At 51.4% G+C, this 18,391-nt stretch carries 16 protein-coding genes; 5 read left to right on the plus strand and 11 right to left on the minus strand.

Features of this window, described 5'->3' with window-relative positions:
* Positions 1-56: 56 nt before the first annotated feature.
* Positions 57-500, plus strand: coding sequence for a helix-turn-helix domain-containing protein (locus MUG09_RS04115; protein WP_244773829.1), 444 nt, complete (start codon positions 57-59; stop codon positions 498-500).
* Here MUG09_RS04115 and MUG09_RS04120 read toward each other — a convergent pair.
* The 5 genes from MUG09_RS04120 to MUG09_RS04140 form a co-directional block, all read right to left on the minus strand.
* Positions 487-1,293 (minus strand): sugar phosphate isomerase/epimerase family protein, encoded by an 807-nt coding sequence (locus tag MUG09_RS04120; RefSeq protein WP_244773830.1) that lies wholly within the window; start codon positions 1,291-1,293, stop codon positions 487-489. The two genes, MUG09_RS04115 and MUG09_RS04120, sit on opposite strands and share 14 nt — an antisense overlap.
* Positions 1,293-2,633: an ABC transporter substrate-binding protein gene (locus MUG09_RS04125; protein WP_244773831.1), complete on the minus strand. Its 1,341-nt coding sequence runs from the start codon at positions 2,631-2,633 to the stop codon at positions 1,293-1,295. Before MUG09_RS04125 ends, MUG09_RS04120 begins: the two co-directional genes overlap by 1 nt.
* Before the next feature lie 2 nt (positions 2,634-2,635).
* A complete protein-coding gene (locus MUG09_RS04130) occupies positions 2,636-3,442 on the minus strand; it encodes a carbohydrate ABC transporter permease (protein WP_244773832.1) in 807 nt (268 codons plus the stop codon).
* Positions 3,439-4,305: a carbohydrate ABC transporter permease gene (locus tag MUG09_RS04135; RefSeq protein ID WP_244773833.1), complete on the minus strand. Its 867-nt coding sequence runs from the start codon at positions 4,303-4,305 to the stop codon at positions 3,439-3,441. The genes MUG09_RS04130 and MUG09_RS04135 overlap by 4 nt, the downstream gene beginning before the upstream one ends.
* A 160-nt stretch (positions 4,306-4,465) precedes the next feature.
* Entirely contained in the window at positions 4,466-6,136 is a 1,671-nt protein-coding gene (locus tag MUG09_RS04140; RefSeq protein WP_244773834.1) for a hypothetical protein, read from the minus strand.
* A 107-nt stretch (positions 6,137-6,243) separates the two neighbouring features.
* Here MUG09_RS04140 and MUG09_RS04145 point away from each other — a divergent pair, with 107 nt between their 5' ends.
* Entirely contained in the window at positions 6,244-8,028 is a 1,785-nt protein-coding gene (locus MUG09_RS04145) for a hypothetical protein (protein WP_244773835.1), read from the plus strand.
* Here the strand turns inward: MUG09_RS04145 and MUG09_RS04150 are convergent.
* Both MUG09_RS04150 and MUG09_RS04155 read right to left on the minus strand, forming a co-directional pair.
* Positions 8,016-9,434 carry a sodium/glutamate symporter family protein gene (locus MUG09_RS04150; protein ID WP_244773836.1) on the minus strand — a complete coding sequence of 473 codons (1,419 nt, stop codon included), beginning with the start codon at positions 9,432-9,434 and terminating at the stop codon, positions 8,016-8,018. The two genes, MUG09_RS04145 and MUG09_RS04150, sit on opposite strands and share 13 nt — an antisense overlap.
* Positions 9,431-10,621: a lysophospholipid acyltransferase family protein gene (locus MUG09_RS04155; protein ID WP_244773837.1), complete on the minus strand. Its 1,191-nt coding sequence runs from the start codon at positions 10,619-10,621 to the stop codon at positions 9,431-9,433. The genes MUG09_RS04150 and MUG09_RS04155 overlap by 4 nt, the downstream gene beginning before the upstream one ends.
* A 28-nt stretch (positions 10,622-10,649) precedes the next feature.
* Between MUG09_RS04155 and MUG09_RS04160 the strand changes: the two genes are divergently transcribed.
* The 3 genes from MUG09_RS04160 to MUG09_RS04170 are packed head-to-tail and all read left to right on the plus strand — an operon-like array spanning position 10,650 to position 13,369.
* Positions 10,650-10,979, plus strand: a complete 330-nt coding sequence (locus MUG09_RS04160; protein WP_244773838.1) for a hypothetical protein — start codon at positions 10,650-10,652, stop codon at positions 10,977-10,979.
* A complete protein-coding gene (locus tag MUG09_RS04165) occupies positions 10,979-12,040 on the plus strand; it encodes a LacI family DNA-binding transcriptional regulator (protein WP_244773839.1) in 1,062 nt (353 codons plus the stop codon). The genes MUG09_RS04160 and MUG09_RS04165 overlap by 1 nt, the downstream gene beginning before the upstream one ends.
* A 54-nt stretch (positions 12,041-12,094) precedes the next feature.
* Positions 12,095-13,369, plus strand: a complete 1,275-nt coding sequence (locus MUG09_RS04170; protein WP_244773840.1) for an MFS transporter — start codon at positions 12,095-12,097, stop codon at positions 13,367-13,369.
* Here the strand turns inward: MUG09_RS04170 and MUG09_RS04175 are convergent.
* From MUG09_RS04175 to MUG09_RS04190, 4 genes are all read right to left on the minus strand, one after another.
* A complete protein-coding gene (locus MUG09_RS04175) occupies positions 13,338-13,661 on the minus strand; it encodes a P-II family nitrogen regulator (RefSeq protein WP_244773841.1) in 324 nt (107 codons plus the stop codon). The genes MUG09_RS04170 and MUG09_RS04175 overlap by 32 nt on opposite strands.
* A 123-nt stretch (positions 13,662-13,784) precedes the next feature.
* A complete protein-coding gene (locus tag MUG09_RS04180; protein WP_244773842.1) occupies positions 13,785-14,540 on the minus strand; it encodes an HpcH/HpaI aldolase family protein in 756 nt (251 codons plus the stop codon).
* 18 nt (positions 14,541-14,558) lie between these two features.
* The gene (locus tag MUG09_RS04185; protein WP_244773843.1) at positions 14,559-16,886 is read right to left on the minus strand and encodes a transketolase-like TK C-terminal-containing protein; all 2,328 of its coding nucleotides are present in this window, start codon (positions 16,884-16,886) and stop codon (positions 14,559-14,561) included.
* 11 nt (positions 16,887-16,897) lie between these two features.
* On the minus strand, positions 16,898-18,382 hold the full coding sequence (locus MUG09_RS04190; protein ID WP_244773844.1) for a tripartite tricarboxylate transporter permease: 1,485 nt from the start codon (positions 18,380-18,382) through the stop codon (positions 16,898-16,900).
* Positions 18,383-18,391 lie beyond the last annotated feature (9 nt).

An 18,391-nucleotide genomic window follows, 5' to 3' on the forward strand; every position in this document is an offset into this window, starting at 1 on the left:
AAAGAAGGTGTCGTTTTGCTTGAGTCCTTTCCGAAGATTGTGGTACAAATGCATATATGCAACAAACGTATCGCATCGGAGAACTGGCAAGAAAGTGCAACGTGACCGTTCGTACCATCAGGTACTACGAGTCACTCGGCCTCTTGAAGACCAACCATCGCAGTGATGGGGGGCAGCGTTACTATACCGATGCCGATGTTGTGTACCTGAATCGAATCGCCGAGCTCAAGGAACTCGACTTCTCCCTCAGCGAAATCAGGACCATCATCCTGATGGGTGGTGAAGACACAACCGGACAGAAGCGAAGAAACGAGTTGCTTCGCCAGTATCGCAGCAAGCTCAGCGAAGCAATGGAGCGACAGGCGGCCATCGAGCGGCGTGTGGCAGACCTGTCCTGGCACATCCAGCAACTGGAAACCAACGACGACTTCCAGCAGTGCCCCGGCTTGATGTGCAAAAATTGTACCTTCAAGGACCGTTGCCGGTTCAGGGAGCTCTAGACAGCAAGTACTCTCCTACAATCCGGGCCTGCCTGATGGCTTGGCGTTTCAATTCCAAGGGAAGGTGCTGGTTGAAGAACATGCACTCATAGGTCAGATCACCGGTGTACTTGATCTCATGCAATGCCTTGATCACAGCATCCCAATCGATGGTTCCGTAGAAGGGCAGCAGATGCTCGTCCTCCTTGCCCTTATTATCGGCAATATGGGTGGCCACCAAGTACCTTCCCATTTGACGGATGTCGTCGGCAAGGTCATGACCCCGCTGGTGGGCATGCCCTGTGTCGTAGCAGATGCCGACAGAGCGGGAGTTGAAAGATCCCACCAGCTGTACAAGCTGTTGGACTTGGGTCATCTCATCATCGGCGTTCAAGTTCTCGAACGCAAGGATGACGTTCTTTTGCTCGGCTTCATCTACGTATTTCTTATAAGCTCTATCATTTTCTTCGACTCCCCCTTTGGTGGGGTGAACTACCAGAATGGGAATACCCAAATACTGGCAGATGTCCAGCGAACGAGTGAGCAACTCATCAAGTATATGACCGTCGGGTGAATAGGGTGCATGGGCTTGGTTGAAAACCAGGGCATGCTGGCCCTTCAGGTCCTTCAACTTGCCTGCATACTGTTTCCACTCTTTGCCGGCCAGGCTTGCCTGGGGATTGAGCATTTCGCAAAGATTCAGGTCCAGCACCTTGAAGTCCTCCTTGGCATAGAGGCCAAGGAGGTGGACCATCTCAATTTTGCTTCCATCGCGATTGAAGCTGATAAGGTTGGTACTGGTTGCTATTCTCACTACTGCTGCATCCTTAGAAATTCGGCGAAGTAGCTGTTGATCTCAGCTTCCAGCTCCCTGCTGGTCTGCTCGGGACTCTTGTTTTCGGTAAGCATCTTGAGGATGCCGCTCTGGAAGGCGTAGTAGATCTGATACGCACTGGGGACCCAAATACCCTGCAGCTTCGGATTGCTGTCCAATAACTGCTTGATCGCAACTCCATAGTGCTGATTTGCCTTCAAGTGCGCCTCAAATTCTGGTAGGGAGTAGGTGTCACGGTTCACAGGGAAGTACCCGGTTGCGATGTGCCACGTATACTGCTGCTGTGCACTGGTAGCAAACTTGACGAACTCCCAGGCCGCCTTCTCATTGCCAGAACCGTTGTTCAAGGCGTAGATGGCACCACCGCCTACATTGACGCCGCCGGTTGCCCTTTCATCGACCATCGGAAAGGGAGCAACCCCGATCTCAAATCTGTCGCCTACCATGGAGTGGATGGTGGTCAGGTTGCTGGTCGAGGCTACGATCATGGCAACCCTCCCGCTGGCAAATGCTCCATTGAGGTCGCTGGTCAGGTTCTCCAAGGCCCCTGTTGCATATAAAGCCTTCCATTTTGTCAGGAAGTTGACCATCGTCCCGTTCTCGTGGAACAACACCTTGGTGGGATTGCCTGTATGACCGTTCTCAAAGTCGGTCAGATAGGAGAGTCCATTCTGCTGGCCAAGCCATACCATCAACTCATAGGTGGTCGGCACATTGGCAAAACCATAACGCGTTACCTTTCCCTTCTCATCAGTTACCTTGAGCTTGCTGGCAACACTGGCAAGGTCGTCGAGGGTACGGGGAGCTGTAGTGATTCCCGCTTCATCGAAGGCGGTCTTGTTGTAGTAGAGCAGGATGGTTGAGCTGTTGAAGGGCATGGCGATCATCTTTTGCTTGTACGTGATCGAGAGTCGTGCCGCTTCCATGATCTGAGAAAGGTCAAAGCCGTCCGCCTTTGCCAAATCCTCCATGGCGATAAGGTTGGGAGTATCACGGATATCAAGGACGGCAGCACCATCGAGCTGGACCAGATCGGGCAGGTCCCTGGTCGAGGAAGACTGCCAGATTGCTTTTGCCTTGGTCAGTACATCGTTGGCCTTTCCTTGGTAGACAGCCTGGACTTGGATATTCTTCTCTTTACCCACCGTGTTGTTGAATTCAGCTACGAGGGCTTCTGCGGCTTTGCCGGCAAGGCCGCTGTTTGGATGCCACCAGGTGATGGTGGTTATTGCATCAGGTTGGTTCTCTACCTGACCGAGGGCAACGAGGCTTTGGGTGGCCAAGAGGACTAGTAGCACATAGATGAACATTCGTTTCATGGTTATCTCCCTGCAAAGCGTGTACTCACGCTGGATTGAATTGGTTTGTGCATCGCAACAAAGGCGATGAGAATCGGGGTGATCAACAAGGTGATGGCGGCAAACTGCGGACCATAGTCGAGGTTTTCGGAGAACCCGAGCATCGTAAGTCCCACCTGGACGGTTCTCATGCTCTCCTTGTTGGTGACCAGCAAGGGCCACAGGTAGTCATTGAAAATGGTGCTGAAGCTGTGGATCGACAAGGTGATCACTACAGCCTTGCTGATGGGAATCAGGAGGGTGGTAAGAAACCGCAGGTCGCCGCAACCTTCGATGACAGCCGCCTCGCGGTATTCGCTGCTTACCGTTTTAAAGTACTGGCGCAACATGAAAATATGAGTCGGAGCAAGCAGCGTGGTGCTGATGATCCCCAGGTATGTGTCGGTAAGCCTGAGCGATCGTATGGTCGAATAATTGGCTAAAAGGAGGGCATCGGAGGGCAGGAGCATGGTTGCTACTATGAGGACGAACAAGGCATCCCTTCCTTTGAAGGTGAAGAAGGAGAACGTATAGGCGGCAAGGATGCTCACTGCCATTCGTAGGACGGTGCCAAGTGAAGCTGTGACCAACGAATTGGCTAAAAACTGCTCCAGATTGGACTCGCTGAAGGCCCGCTGATAGTTCTCCAGGTTCGGTACTGAAGGCAGGAGCCTTGCAGGAATGCTGGTAAAATCGGCATAGGTGAAGAATGAGGCGCTGATGGAGTAGAAAATGGGGAATACGACTATCAGCGAAAGCAAGGTGGCCACGAGGGCTGTAAGTTTTTTCATTGGTAGTAGACCCTCCTTCGTTCCATATGAAGCAGCAACAACAGGGCCGAGAGGGTAAGAAGAAATACCACCGTAGCGATTGCCGATCCCATTGCGTAGTTGCCGCTCTTGAACCCTTCCAAATACATTTGGTAGACCAACGTCTGGGTCGAGCGGAAGGGACCACCTTCGGTGAGAATGAGAACCGGGGAGGAAATGAGCATGGCATCCTTGATGTTTGTCATCAACACAAAGATAAACGTTGGGGCGATGAGGGGGGCTTGGAGATAGCGAAAGATTTGGAAGCCGTTGGCTCCCTCGATTTTGGCTACTTCATGCAGCTCGGAGGGAACATTACGAAGTGCTGCATGCAGCAAGAGAAAATTAAGCCCGATATCCAGATACACCCCGGCCATCACCAGCAGGGCCATGGCTGCATGTTTGTCATTGAACCACTGAATGTCTGTTCCAAACAATTGGTTGATGATGCCGATGGAAGGGTTGAACATCATTTTGAGAATCATCATGGAACTGGAAAGCCCGACGGCCATGGGGAGGAAGAAGAATACCTGATTGAGTGCAGCCAGTTTTCCTTTTCTGTTGGAGAGCAGCGCCGCCCCCAGGCAGATGATCAGATTGGTGGGAACAAAATAGAGGGTGAATCGCAGCGTATTTGACAAGCTTGCTTGAAAGCTTTGGCTTGCGAACAGCCTCTGATAGTTCTCAAGTCCGACGAAGGTGAGTCTTTGCCCCTGCAGGGAGACGGTATGAAGGCTGTTGAGCAAGGTAAGGATGAAGGGACGATACGCAAAGACCACCGCAAGGGCGAGCGCAGGCAGAATAAGGGCATAGGGTTTGATCAGCGAGGCGTTTCTCTTCTTCATTACTTGTTTGTTCCCGTGCTGATACTACCGCCTTTGTTGACAAAAACGCAAGCAGGACAAGGACCTAATTATTGTATTTGGAAAGAAATACCTTACGTAAAGAATGAGTGCGTCAGCTTTTTGGTCTCTAAAGCTGACGTCTCGTAATGGAAGGTTAGCTTTAGAAATGCAGCTTCAGACCGAAGACGAGTTGAAGGTCGCTTGCATATGAATTATAGCTGTTGGTGATTTTGTTTAGGATGCGTCTCCCGATCCAATCGGCATGAGCATAGAGTTCAAGATTCCTCCACCCGGTATAGTAGGTTCCTTTCAGTCCGACAATGAGGCGTTCGGTGACGGAATCTCCTGAAGGTGAGGGCCCGGATATATTAGGAGCTTTTCCATTACTTACATCGACGGCATCATCTGGATTAACGTAGTGTGCAGATGTGTAGGTCAGCTCTCCCTGGCGGTGAATGGTGACCGAACCTTCCGCTGAGAACAGGTTGGGTCTGAAATAGGTCAGCTTGGTCTGCAAGACTTGGCTGTCGGAGCCGTACGAATAGCCTAAATAGTCGATGATCATCGGCTGAAGATGCGCTTGGTGTTTCATCAAATCTCTGGCTACCAAGAAATCGACGTTCTCTCTTCGATAGAAAGCTGGATCTATAGAGGCAAATTCAGTTTGGGCGGTCCAGTATCCTGTAGATTGATTCCATGTGTAGGCAACGCCTCCAAGATAGGCAAGGGCATTTGCCGTCTTTGCTTTCTCACTAGAGAGCTGGAATTGGTCGAGGGCAAACTGTCCATGAATCGACAAGCCCTTTGCAGGAGCTATGTCAGCTTCAATACTGGCAATGGCATTCACGTTATCAGCGTCGAAGATGTTATGATAAATGTATGTCGGATCGAGGTACTGAGGCGACATAGTGTCGGCATTCGCCATGATGTTCTCCGAGATGGAGAAGCGTGCCCAAGAGAGCGGACGGAACTCGATGCGGTGACCTAAGAATACTCGGTTGCCTGCATTATTTAAACTGAGGTCGGGAAAGAAGAGATAGAGCAGCTGCAGCTTGGTATTCACACTGAAGAAGGAGGCCGAAAGGCTGGTGTGGTTGGAGATGTGGTCTCCAATTACCAAGTTTCCGCTGCTTCCCTGTCCCCAGGAAACGGGCCCCCTGCCCAGGCTTATTGCATACCAAGGTCCTGCATAGGTGAGCTGGCTGCGTCTGGGAAAGTCGGCCTCCAGTGCCTTGTCAGCATTTGGGATGTTGGTATTGAAGATGCGTCGATAGAGATATGCTGAAGTAACCAGTTCCGCTGAATTTGGATCGAGAATAGCACCAATACCAGGAGCGGCAATATCTTCTGTATCATCTTTGTCAGTATATCCACCCACGCCTGCCTGCAACGAGGTTTCAAAGAGAAAGGACTTGCTGAATTGCAGGGTTATGGTGAGGTCGAAGAGGGGCTGTCTCTCATCGTAGCTGTAGATCCAGTCTTCAAAGGTCTTGAAGTCGGTGCTGTTGGTGTGGGTGTAGGCTTCCAGGGCTATGGTAGGAGTGACTCTGGATGAGAAGCCGTCGGTCTTGTTTGTTTGGATTCTCTGCCATGCCTGCTCTTTCAGTTCTTCATAAGGGCTTTGTTCGGGGAGTATGTTCAATATTTGAACAGCCTCGTTGGTATTCCAAGGACGGGAGGCGGAGGGCAGGGGAAATCCATGAAGGCGGTAGAGAAGGTCTATTTCCTGATAGATCGGAGAGTCGAGGGGGATTTGTGATGGAGAGTATGAGCCGAAGAGCAGGCTTGCTGATATCAGAACAAGTGCGATGAAACACGTGCGAACCTTCATGGTATAGTCCTCTGTTCAAGTGTGCTTGTGTGTACTGTAGAGCATGAGAGGCAAAATGAAAAGGTTTCCTACTTTTCAGAGCAGGGAGAGTATGAAATACTGCGGGTATGAATATACCACAAGACTTGGAAAGCCGTTGTAATCTCTACAGTTCTCAATTTGACTTGGTAGTCTCAATGTTTGACGATTATGCATCCGATGATCATGCACTCAATGAGAGCACAGATGCATTGGAGTCGTTCCTTACTCAGAAGGAACCTCACAATGATGAGTACAGGTATTCCATACTTAACCAATATATGTTGAGCCAAACGCTTGGGAAAGCTAATCAGCATGGAAACCTATTGCAGAACTATGGTGCTGTGCTGCCTCCACAGACCCGGCAGGTTTTTGAACATTGGGTGGCCCATCCTGCGTTCTATCTTGCCTTCAAGATTGTCGAAAGGAAGAAAAAGGACTTGTTTGAGATTGTGGATTTGCTGACAGATGCCCGCTACTTGTTCTCCTCTCCTGGTTTGGATTCCATGCAGGACAAGCGTGAAACTCGCAATGCTACCTATGTCGCCGTGATGTTGGATAATGGCCTCTGTCTACAGAGTGCCGGAATGATACATTATGGTTCATTACTGGCTGATGACATTGTCTTTACCTGCCGATTGTTCGATGCCGACTTGTATGCAAAGGCTGGCTTGGATGGGGTTTTGAAGGAGTATCCACAGGTCTTCTATTATTGGGATAACATCTCTATCATTCCTTCGATTACCTTGAAAGATGCAGAGATGCTTATCCACATGGCATATGTGGACGAGGTCGACTATGACTTCCAAAGGCCGTTCTGGTCGATTGAATCGAAGGAAGGTGCAACTCAATACATGCTGCAAGAAGCCGATGAAGCTATGGTTGAGCAGTATGGACATTCTTTTTTGCTTGAGCAACCGGGGTTATATAATTTTCGCATATTCAAACTGAAGCAGCGTTGGCTGATATTCGCCTTTGCAGCGGACGCGTTTTCCTTGCTCTGCCGGATTGTCGGCCATCCTGGCACAGAGCCTCTGGTCCGGCTTTCGATCCCCTTGGCACTACAGTTGGAAAAGGATCATCCAATGCCCTGGCAGCCCTTCAAGCTGGTTGGAGAAGAGGATGATGAAGATCTAGATGAGGATGAAGCGGTAAAATCCGCAGACGAAAGGGAAATTGCCGCCTTGGACAGGGTGATGGGCAGATACATCGAAGCCTTGAATAACGGAAAAGATTTCAATGTTGAAAAAGAAGCTCGCAAAGCGGGTGTTGATGCTGAGCTCGTACAGGAGTTCATCACTCAGATGCACAAGACAATTGCAAAATACTCCTATAATGTGCCTAGGGAAGAAAAACAGTTCGAGCTTGATGGGTGGCCGGTACCGCCGGCCTCTCAGCGAAGGGATTTTGCCGATGACTTGTATGATTCCTCCCTATTCCTGCTTGATGAAGCTGATGAGCTGATCGAGAGATTCCACGGCTACACCCAGGACCGCTATCGTCAGGAAGTCAAGGAGGAAGGTCTCATCGGCTGCATCGAGGACCTGTTTGTAAAAGAGTTTGAGGATGAGACTCTTGGGTATACAAGCCTGAATACCTTGCTGTGGATTATCTTGAACCTTGGGGAGAAACCTCTCTTGGTTCGCTCCCTTGCCTTGGAAGCGTTTAAGCTCTTCCCCCTGCTTCACCGAGCGTATGAGTTCAATGTGTATGTGGAGCTGGTAAGCAAGGTGGTATTCAAATGCTTTATCCAGACGTCGCTGTGTAGTGTTGCCGAGCGACCGCGGGGTGAGAAACGAACGAGAGGCCTGTATACCATACAAGCCTCCCCGATGTTGAGGACCCTGATTTCACCGATTGCCTACTCGGTATAGAAAAGGTGCTTCCCCTTGGCAAATGACCTCTTTTTGGCGATCAAGAGGTAGGCGACAAAGGATGCAAGCATATAGAACGCACTGATGCCGATGGCCAGGGCAAAGAGCGCTGGATTGTTCTTGGTGACACTGAAGGCCGGCAGGTTGATGCTCAGGATAATGGGAATGGCCAGGATGAAGACGATGCCCACCGAGTAGAGATAGTCGGTGGCCACCGGGGTTTCGAACTCCTGGTCGACTACACGCAGCAGTGCCAGACCGGTGGGGAGTGTTCCTGTTCCCGTTCCATAGATGACCAACATCCTGAAGAACTGATGGTCGTCGTAGATTCGGGAGCAGTACCAAGGCAGGATGACGAGGGTGATGAACATGCCTGTAAGGGTGAGGATGAGAATGGGAAGCCAGTAGCCTTGGACGGTGACCAAGGAGATGGCGCCCAGACTCGAGGCAACGGTCATATCGACCGACAGCCCGCTGATACGATTGCACGTTGCGTTGTCGATGGTGGTTTCCACCTTGAAAAAACGCATGATCATCTTCACACCCAAGGCACAGAATGCACTGAAAATGAAGTTGATGCCCCAAAGACTCTCTGCAAGATCGGCTCCCAAAGGCCCTATGAGGTTGAGCAGAACCGTCAAGCCGGTGAGAAAACCCCAGCTTATCAAGTAGGTGGCCATGACCAGGGCGATGTGGTAGGTCAGCGAGTCAAGCGATTCACCGTCGGTAGAGAGATAGGACCCTATTGGTCGTTCATGGTCGAGGCGACTGAAGAATCCGGTGCGTACGCTCTTGGTGTTGATGCGCTGTGCATGCTCCTTGCCGATCCAGCCGTGTTTCAGGCCTTGGTTGATCAGAACAACACCGCCGAAACTGCCGATTAGAAAGCCGATGGCCGCCATGGTCAATCCTACCGATGAGGCCCCCCTGAATCCCATTTTCTCCCAACCGATTCCTATGGAGTAGGCTTGTCCGGGTCCCAGCTCGAAGCCGAGGGGGAGGGTGAAGCCGAAAGCAGGGTTGAGGTCCGGTTTGAAGGTGGCGATGATCAGGGCTGTCATCACTAATCCAAAGAAGCATTGCAGGCCGTACTGGCCCATGACGGCAGTGACGTTGGCTGCCAAAGTCCGTTTTGCCTTCCCGTCCTTCTTCTGCTTGCCTGTTACACGAAGCAGCATGGAGATGAAGGAGATGTTCAAGAGGTGATAGACGATCTCGCCAAGGAAATCATTCCTGAGCCCCCAAACCGGTGCCACGAAGTTGTAGAAGACCAATAACAAGATTCCGGAGATGATGGGAGCCGGGATTAGGAACCGTTGAAAGAAACGTATTCTCGATCGCAGCAGAGCTGCCAGCAACAGCGAGAATGAGATGATGCCGATGTGGTAGAAAAAGTTCCAGTTCATGCTTGGTCTCCCTCAATGCTCTTTCGTTTTGCTTGATACATCTCCACGTACTTGAGAATGCATCCTCGTTTGAAAATCCTGATTCGGTAGAGCGTATTGTCGTGGTAGAGTTCCAATGTATTCTTGGCGTTGATGATCATCGACTGGATATCGGCAAACCTGAAGAACAGGTTCCTCCCTGACTTGGAAGAGATGCTCATCCCCTCGGGCTTCATCTGAAGCGTGAACTGTTTTTCCAAGGTGATAAGCTTCTTTTCATCTCCGGTTTGCAGCAACACCCCTTTATCCGGAGGGAAGGCAAGAGAGGAGCTTACGGGCAAGCCGATGTACTGCTTCTCCCATGCATGCCAAGCGGCGATGTCGTCGAAGTGGTGGGTGCCTTGGGTCGTATGCAGCTTGTCGTAGGGGTCCAGTTTAGCAGAAGACGCACAATGCGTACAGGTGATGGTAGTGCCTTTGCTTGTGATCGTACCTGCTTGTTTACACTCGGGACAGAGGTAGAGCACCTGCTCAACGCCTTCGGCTGCGCGTTTTGACAGATAGGGAACCCGGTTTTTCTCCTGCCAATCACGGTAGGAGAATCCAATGTCGGAGAGGAGTTTCGCATAGAGTTCTGCTACCGACATCCCGCTGATATGGTCGGGCATGATCGGCGGAAGAACCCGCAGACACACCTTGCCTTTTCGTTTCTTGTCGGCCCATCGGGGTTTCAGTCCGTAGAAACCCTCGAGGTGCATGACAACAATCGGAACTTTGAACATGCGGACCAGCTTGGCGATCGCTTGGTCGAATCCTACCGGTTCTCCGTCCCAGGTGCGGGTTCCTTCAGGAAACAGTCCAACGATATCCCCCTGCTTGAGGGCATCCCCGATTGCGCGGATGGTAAACAGGTCACTGCGTCCCTGCTGTTTGGATATCGCTCCAACCCAGCGCTCAAGCATGGGCCTGAGCCCGAAGAGCTTGAAGAGGTATGCACCCGCCACCCAGCGGATGTGTACGGGGGAAGCTGAGCTGATGAAGAGGGAATCCATGGTGTGGACGTGGTTGCCGATCACCAGAAACGGAGGCTTCAGCGTACGCAATTGCTCCATGCCAACCGATTCGACACGATTATGTTTGAGAAGATAAGCGCCATACGTCGGCTGTGCAATCCGTATAAATAATGGCTTTTTGGACACTATTCTCATCTATGTATAAATTCTATATGTTCTGTGGATGGTTGTCTATCAACAAGTGTCTGAAAGGTGTGGATTATTTGTGAAAAAAATATGTATTGATGTGCCATCACCAACTTCCTGTCAAGGCCATACGGCTTGTTTTTGGGTTCTCATTACTGTTGGTTGTGGGGGATGGGTGTTGAAACTTTATCAATTTTTGCTGAAGCATTTCTTCTTTCAAAAAGATAAAGCAAACCAATTAGGTTGTAATTATATGCCTTGTAAGGTAAAAAATGAGAATGAAGGTTGCAAGCAAGGTTTCTTTTTTCTTGCAAAACAGCCTGATTCCTGTTTAATATTAAACATTGAATGCAATGAGGTACCTTGATGCGCAAGAAAAAAGTCACCCTACAGGACATCGCAGACAAAGTTGGCATATCTTCTGCCAGTGTTTCCATGATTCTTGCCTCCAAGAGCCTGAATCGCTTCTCTGATGAGACGATCAACGCAGTCTATACCGTCAGTCGACAACTGGGCTATGAGTGCAAACACTCCAAGGAGGACCGTAAGGTCGTCATCATTGTCTGTCCCTCGGTCATAAATCCCTATTTTGCATCCATCATCCAGGGGATGGAGCAGGAAGCCAAGGTGCGTGGACTGGGTACCATGCTGTTCACCACCTATTGGGATCTCGACAAGGAGAAGCGAATCTGTGAGTTTGCCAAGGAACCTTCAGTCGGCGGGGTGATCTTTGCCATGATTCCTCAACAACCCGAGCTTGTTCGAGAATTGAACAAGACCGTACCGGTGGTGGCCGTCGGCGACAAGCAGAACGACATCGGTCTCGATACAGTGGATGTAAACAACTTCAACGCAGGCATCTTGGTAGCCAATCATCTGCTCTCTTTGGGTCATCGCAGGATTGCCTACCTCTCTACCAGTCTCAACAGCGAGCACAGCGCCCGGGTCAGGCGCTTCGAGGGACTGAAGGCCGCCATCAAGCAGTTCGGACAAACGGCCAAACTCAGTCTCTACACAGCCGAGGTATCCTCGCTCACCGAGCTCAACACCCTTGATATCGAGCACCAGACAGGCTACGCCCTGGCAAAACGCTGCATGAAGGAGACTCCGGATGTTACAGCCATGGTTGCCATCAACGATATGGTCGCCTATGGAGTCATCGATGCCATCAAGGAGAGCGGGGCCTCGATCCCTGAAGATTACAGTGTCTGCGGATTTGACAACATCTATCCTTCCTCCTTTGCCGGAGTAGGGCTTACCACCGTCGAACACTACATCCTCCAGGGAGGCAAGAGTGCAGTTCGTCTTCTCTGTGAGAAAATGGATCGGCAGCAACCCCGTACCCTGGAACAAGGTGCGGTAACGCGCGTGGAGTATCAAAATCGCTTGGTTGTTCGTACTTCGACAGGAACTCCTCCAGTCAAGTAGGAGACCTTTGACTTCTTTGCGTTTAGGTGCTACATACCAAGCGAGGTTGTTAGTATGCTAAAGCAAACATTCACTAAAAATGTGCAGTATGCAAAGTTTTGTGCATACGGGTTTCTCAAGGACCTGAGGTTTTATGAGCCGTTCATGCTGCTGGTCTTCTTGGACAAGGGGCTGAGTTATCTTGAGATCGGGACCCTCTATGCGACCCGTGAAGTGCTGATCAACATAACTGAAATCCCTTCAGGTATTTTCGCAGACAGTGTCGGAAGAAGAATGACGATGGTATTCTCCTTTCTTGCCTATATCCTGGCTTTTATAACCTTCTATTTCGCCGACCGTTTTGAGATTTTGCTGCTTGCGATGATTGCCTACGCCTTTGGGGATGCCTTTCGTACCGGAACCCACAAGGCGATGATCTTCGATTACCTGAGACTCAACGGGTGGGAGGACCAGAAAACCTACTACTACGGGCACACCCGTGCTTGGTCGCAGAGAGGAGCCGCCATATCCGCTCTGATTGCAGCCCTGCTTGTCCTGTATCAAGGATCCTATGCTCCAATTTTTCTTTTTACCATCATACCGTATGTACTCAACATGTTCCTCATTCTCTCCTATCCAAAGAGTCTTGACGGGAATCGGCATGCCGGCGACAAGCGGGTAGGACAGGAGTTCGTCACCGTTTTCCGCTCGCTTGTTGTTACCATGAAGAGTCTTTCGATGGTGCGCACCATCTCCAGCCAGGCTCTGTACAGCGGCTACTACAAAGCGTTCAAGGACTATTTGCAGCCGCTCTTGCAGACCCTTGCCCTGAGCCTTCCGATATTTCTGGCTTTCGAGGTCCAGAAACGGACTGCGTTGGTGATAGGAATCGTCTACTCCCTCTTGTACGCAACAACCGCATTTGCTTCCAGTAAATCGGGAGCGTTGGCATCGCATTTCAACGGCTTGGCTACGCCGCTGAACATCACCCTGTTGATCGGGCTCTCCCTTGGATTGGTCAGCGGCCTTTTGCTCCATCTTTCCTATGTGGTGCTGGCCGTAGTGCTGTACCTCGGCATTTATATTCTGGAGAATCTGCGTAAGCCGATGGGAATCGCCTATGTAAGCGAGCGGATGGATCAAACATCGCTTGCATCGGCTCTGTCTGTAGAGTCGCAGGCCGAAAGCATGTTCGCAGCTGCAATCGCCCTGCTGCTCGGCTGGCTCAGCACCCTGTTCGGGGTCGGTTTGGGGATTTTGTTTGTCTCAATAATCTGTTTGCTGCTCGGCCTTGTGCTTCAATTGCCCCAAGAGGGAGCTACAGAGTCTCAGGCTCGCCGAAGGTCATAAAACGCTCGACATCGACACAAAAGGCGATTCCTGCTCCCGGCTCGACAAGTGGCGGTACTTCCTTGATGGCTTGGAGCACCTTTCCGGTCTGACCGGCTCCGACCAGGACAAGAAGCATCTCCTTCTCCGGTACAAGCGAGTAGCCGAAGAACTTGACATCCTCTTCCTTGCCCGTGCCACGAGCTGAGAGGATGGTTCCTCCCGAGGCTCCTGCCTTTCTTGCCGCCTCCATAACTGCTTCCGCCATGCCTTTGTTGACAATGCAGGTGATGAGGGTATGGGGTGTGTGCATGTGATGCCTCCTAATCGTCGCTATACTGTAGTATTGCTGAAATTTGCGTTCTAGGAAAGAGGGGAGGAAAAAGAACAACCTCCCGCACATTTAGCAGGAGGTTGTACATGCATCTCTATGCGGTCAGTCCCTAAGCGAGGTGATGGCCGCCATACCCTTGGCAAGCAGGTTGATATCCATCAGGCTCATACGCAGGGTAAGGCCGTGGGGCATCCACTTGCGGGTGAGTTCCTCGGCTGCATGGAAACCGAAAATCTTGTGATGCTTCTTAGCCGCTGCCGCAACTTTGGCGATTGCCTCATCCATCTTGGGATGATTGAACTGTCCACTTACTCCCAAAGAGTTGGAGAGGTCGGCAGGCCCGATCAAAAGTGCATCGATGCCTTCGGTGGCGGCAATATCCTCAATGTTGTCGATCGCCTCTGAAAGTTCAATCTGGGCGATGGTAAGGATGTTCTCATTCTCCTGCCTCATAAACGCTTCGGGGTTTTTTGCAGCATCGAGGTATTCGGTATGGGCTCCGCTTCCTCCAAGACCACGCTGTCCGACCGGGGCAAATTTTGCCCAATCGGCAAACTTGCGTGCTTCGTCACCATTTTTCACCATGGGAACCATGACTCCGGTCACTCCGCAATCGAGAGCCCTCGAGACATTCCCCTTGGAGAGTTCGGGAACACGCACAAAGCACTCGATGCCTTTGGCGCGTGCGAGGGACGATGCATCAGCGATGGTTTCAAATGAGAAGGCTCCATGCTCCATATCGAACATCACAAAGTCCAGGCCGGCATTGGCTGCCACCAAGACAATTGCTGGATTGCGAACCATTCTCACCATGGTGCCTACTGCTGCTTTTCCCTCTTTCAAATCTTTCACTGTCATATATATTTCCTTATCGAATTATTGTTTTGCCGATGCAAGCTGCTGAGAAAGTGTTTCGAGTCTCTGCTCCCGTCCCAATGCAAATCTTCTGATCGCTTCCAAAACCCATTTCGGACTCATGTGAGCTTCATCAAGGACCTCATCCAATGAGCCACCGGTTCTCCATCGATCATCATGGTCGCTAGAGAGGCAGTACTGCTCACTGACGCTGTTGAACGCCCATGAACTCATCATCCTCCTTGCCTGTGTGGTAAAGAAGGTGGAATCGGCACGGTCTCCATCAGTGAGCACCTGATCCTGGTACTCCTTGCTTTGCATTTCGAACAGTTCAGTGCTCGTCACACAGACAATCTTGACGTTCAAACCTTCCTGTTCGAGCGTAGGAAGCAGGGAAAGGATGCTGTATACCACACTGGTTCCCTGTACAAAGATGGTTCCCATCCTCTGTTTGCCCTCTTGGTACGGCCTGAGCACATAGGCACCCTTGGCGGCTTCGAAATGTGAGGGAATGCCAAGCTTGTTACGATCGGGGATCTCCATTTCGGGCCTGGTGACATGCAAGGCGATCAGGGGGATGCTGCTCTTGAAAGCTTCTGCCAAAAGTACCGGCACCTCATTGTATTCCCAAGGAAACAAGTTGATGATATGCCCCTTCGGGAAGAGCTGATGCACTCCTACGGAGAAAATGCCGAAGTGGGTACGGCTGTCATCCGCCGTCTCGGGACCTGTATGGGCTCCAACCCAGAGGACCTTTCCCACCTTGTGATCGGCATCCTGGCAGAACTGGCTGAAGAGTCTCATGGGACCATACTTGAGGTAAGAGAATGAAGCATAGGTGGAAACGGCTGTATAAAAGCCGTCGAATTCATCCTTGCTCTTGTTGCTGAAATTCAGGGTGGCAACCGAGCTCATCATGCCGGCGTTGGAGAACTCCGTGATTTCGGTTGGGGCCATCACCCCGTCCTTGGTGCCGACCCGCTCATACCAACCATAGCCGGATTCACCTTCCCAACCGTTGGCAAAGCCCCATAGATTGGTCGAAGCACTCAGGTCTGCTGAGGCGGCGAGAAACAAGGGACGGTTGTACTTGGTCTTTCCAAGGTAGTTGATATATGCACCCCAGGCTCCCATACCGGCCCTGTTTGCCAATTTCTGGCCGACTTTTCCCCAGAGTTGTTCAGGATAGTTCTTGCTGTCCCAGAATACCGGGTCATTGAAAGGATTGCCCTGTGTGTTCAGCTTGTAGGTTGCAAGGCTTTGGGGGACGGCATCGCCGAGCTGTACCAAGCGGTCTGCCAGGTACATGCAAAGGTTGCGGTCGGCGTGCATGACATCAACCACTGCTTGAAGATTTGCACGGAACTCTGCTTCATCGGCAGGACTCTTTGCATCGACGTTTACAAACCGGGCTCCATACTTTGCTGCAAACTCTTTTCTGAGGTTCCAGAACAGCTCGCTGTTCTTGGCATGGGGGGCGCCGTGGCTTGGAGCATCGTACTTGAGATACCCTCTGCCCTTGCGAGTCTTGAACCACAGCATCGAGGGTTGTTTTTCCTGGTTGTCAACACTAATCATTGCGTGCAACTGCTGTGTGAGAGAGGAAAAATCAGAACCGTTTTCAGTGCCGAAAACTTTCCAGCCATGAGGAGCGAACCAATCCTCGGGCTTGCCGGGAAGCACATCGCTGGTCTTGTGTCCATCGATGCCAAAGTCATTCCAGTCCACGAGGAAGTGGAGGTTGTCCAAAGCCATGCCCCAGGCAGTATTGAGCGTCTCGTGGGTGGCTCCGGGAGTCAGACCACCTTCGCCTTCCATGATGAATACCCTCACTTGTTCGGCTCCGGCTCGCTTGAGAGCGAATGCCAGACCTGCTGCTGCAGGGGTACCGTGGCCGGAAGGGCCGGTGTTTGCCTTGAGGAAGGAAGTCTTGCCGTTTGCCTCGGCATGGCCTGAAAGACCGCCGCGGTGTCTGAAGCCCACCAGGTCCTCCCAGTAGAGTGCTCGGTTCTTCTCATCCTTGACAAGGTATTTTTCATCCCCTGTTTGCCGGTATGCAAAGCGAAGAGCCTCATTGAGCACAGCCAAGGTGGCATACACGAGGGGAATGGTATGGCCGCAACCGAGTACGAACTTGTCTCCGAACGGCTTGTCGCTGTCGCGGATGTCCCATACCATGGCACCGCTGAGCATGAGCGAGAGCAGCATATGTACTTTGGATCGAGATCCACCGGGGTGTCCGCTTTGCCGGTAGTTCAGCGGGATGTCGATGAATTGATCCACCAAGTCGGCAGTCTTTTCCCAGTAGGCACGATCTACGGCAGTGCAAGCTATGGTACGATTCATCATGCAGGTTCCTCCTAGCGTTGATTATTTCTCTTTTGACGAATGGTTCTGAAGGCGGAAAAAAGGACGATGAGTATGGTAAGGGTGAGAATGACACCGCTGATCGGTTCGGTGAAGAAGGGAAGGAAGCTTCCCTGGCTTCTCATCAGACCGCGGCGCAGCTCGGTTTCGATGATGGGTCCCAGAATGAAGCCAAGCAACAGGGGGGTTGCAGGCACTTCGAACTTTTTCATCGCAAAACCCAAGACACCAAAGAAAAGCATGGTCCATACGTCGAACATGCGGTTATTCAGGCCATAGGACCCGATTACACACAGGGTAAGCACGATCGGGAGCAGAATATGCTTGGGGACGGCAAGGATTTTTACGAATAATCGCATTCCGCCAAATTCACTGATGAGCATGAAAATATTGGATAGCAGCAGGGCTGTGAAGATTGCATACACGAGCACTCCGTTGTTTTCGAACAAAAGAGGGCCGGGGGTGATGCCGTGGATCATGAAACCCGCCAGCAGGATTGCGGTGGTGTTGTCCCCGGGGATTCCGAGAGTCATCAGGGGAACGAGGGCTCCGCCGGTGGAGGCATTATTGGATGTCTCACTGGCTACCAAGCCTTCAATGGAGCCCTTGCCGAAGAGCTCGGGAGTCTTCGATTGGTTCTTTGCAACGCCGTAGGAGACGACGCTGCAGATCGCCCCGCCAAGACCGGGAAGGATTCCGATGCCGGTTCCGATCAAGGCAGAACGAAGGAAGTTGACTTTCTGTGACAAGAATTCCTTCATCGAGAAACCAAATCCCTTGATGGCATACTCCACAGGTTTTACCTTCTCTCCAACACCCTGTTCAGACTCTTCGAACAACTGGGCGACGGCGAACAAGCCGATGAGTGCAGGCAGCAGGCTGATTCCTCCGTTGAGTTCCTTGATACCGAAGGTGAAGCGTGGGAAGGCTGTGATCGGGGCCATGCCTATGAAGGTGAAGGCAAACCCGAGCAGGGCGCTGAACAAGCCTTTGACCAAGGATTTGCCTGACATGGTGGAGACGAGGGTGAGGCTGAAAACCCCGATCGAGAAGTATTCAAACGAGGCGAAGTTCAAGGCAACCTCAGCTACCAACGGGGAGATGAAATAGAGAACCAGCAAGCTGAATACTCCTCCCAAGAATGAGAATACAATGCCGATTCCCAGTGCCTTGCCCGCTTGTCCATTCTTTGCCATAGGGGAGCCATCGAAACACGTGCATACAGAAGCAGGTGTTCCCGGAATATTGAGCAGAATGGCGGAGATCAGTCCTCCGCTGGTTCCACCGATGTACAGGCCCATCAGCAATGAGAGGCCTTCCACGGGGCTCATGCTGAAGGTGATGGGCAGGAACAGTGCGACTCCCATGGTTACCGTGATCCCGGGAATGGATCCAAAGAGAATCCCCAGGACTGTTCCACCGAAGATGAGCAATATGGTTTTTACCGTGAAAACGGCCAGAATACCTTCCAAAATCATGTGATCTAC

This window comes from Sphaerochaeta associata, assembly GCF_022869165.1.
Taxonomy (GTDB): Bacteria; Spirochaetota; Spirochaetia; order Sphaerochaetales; family Sphaerochaetaceae; genus Sphaerochaeta; species Sphaerochaeta associata.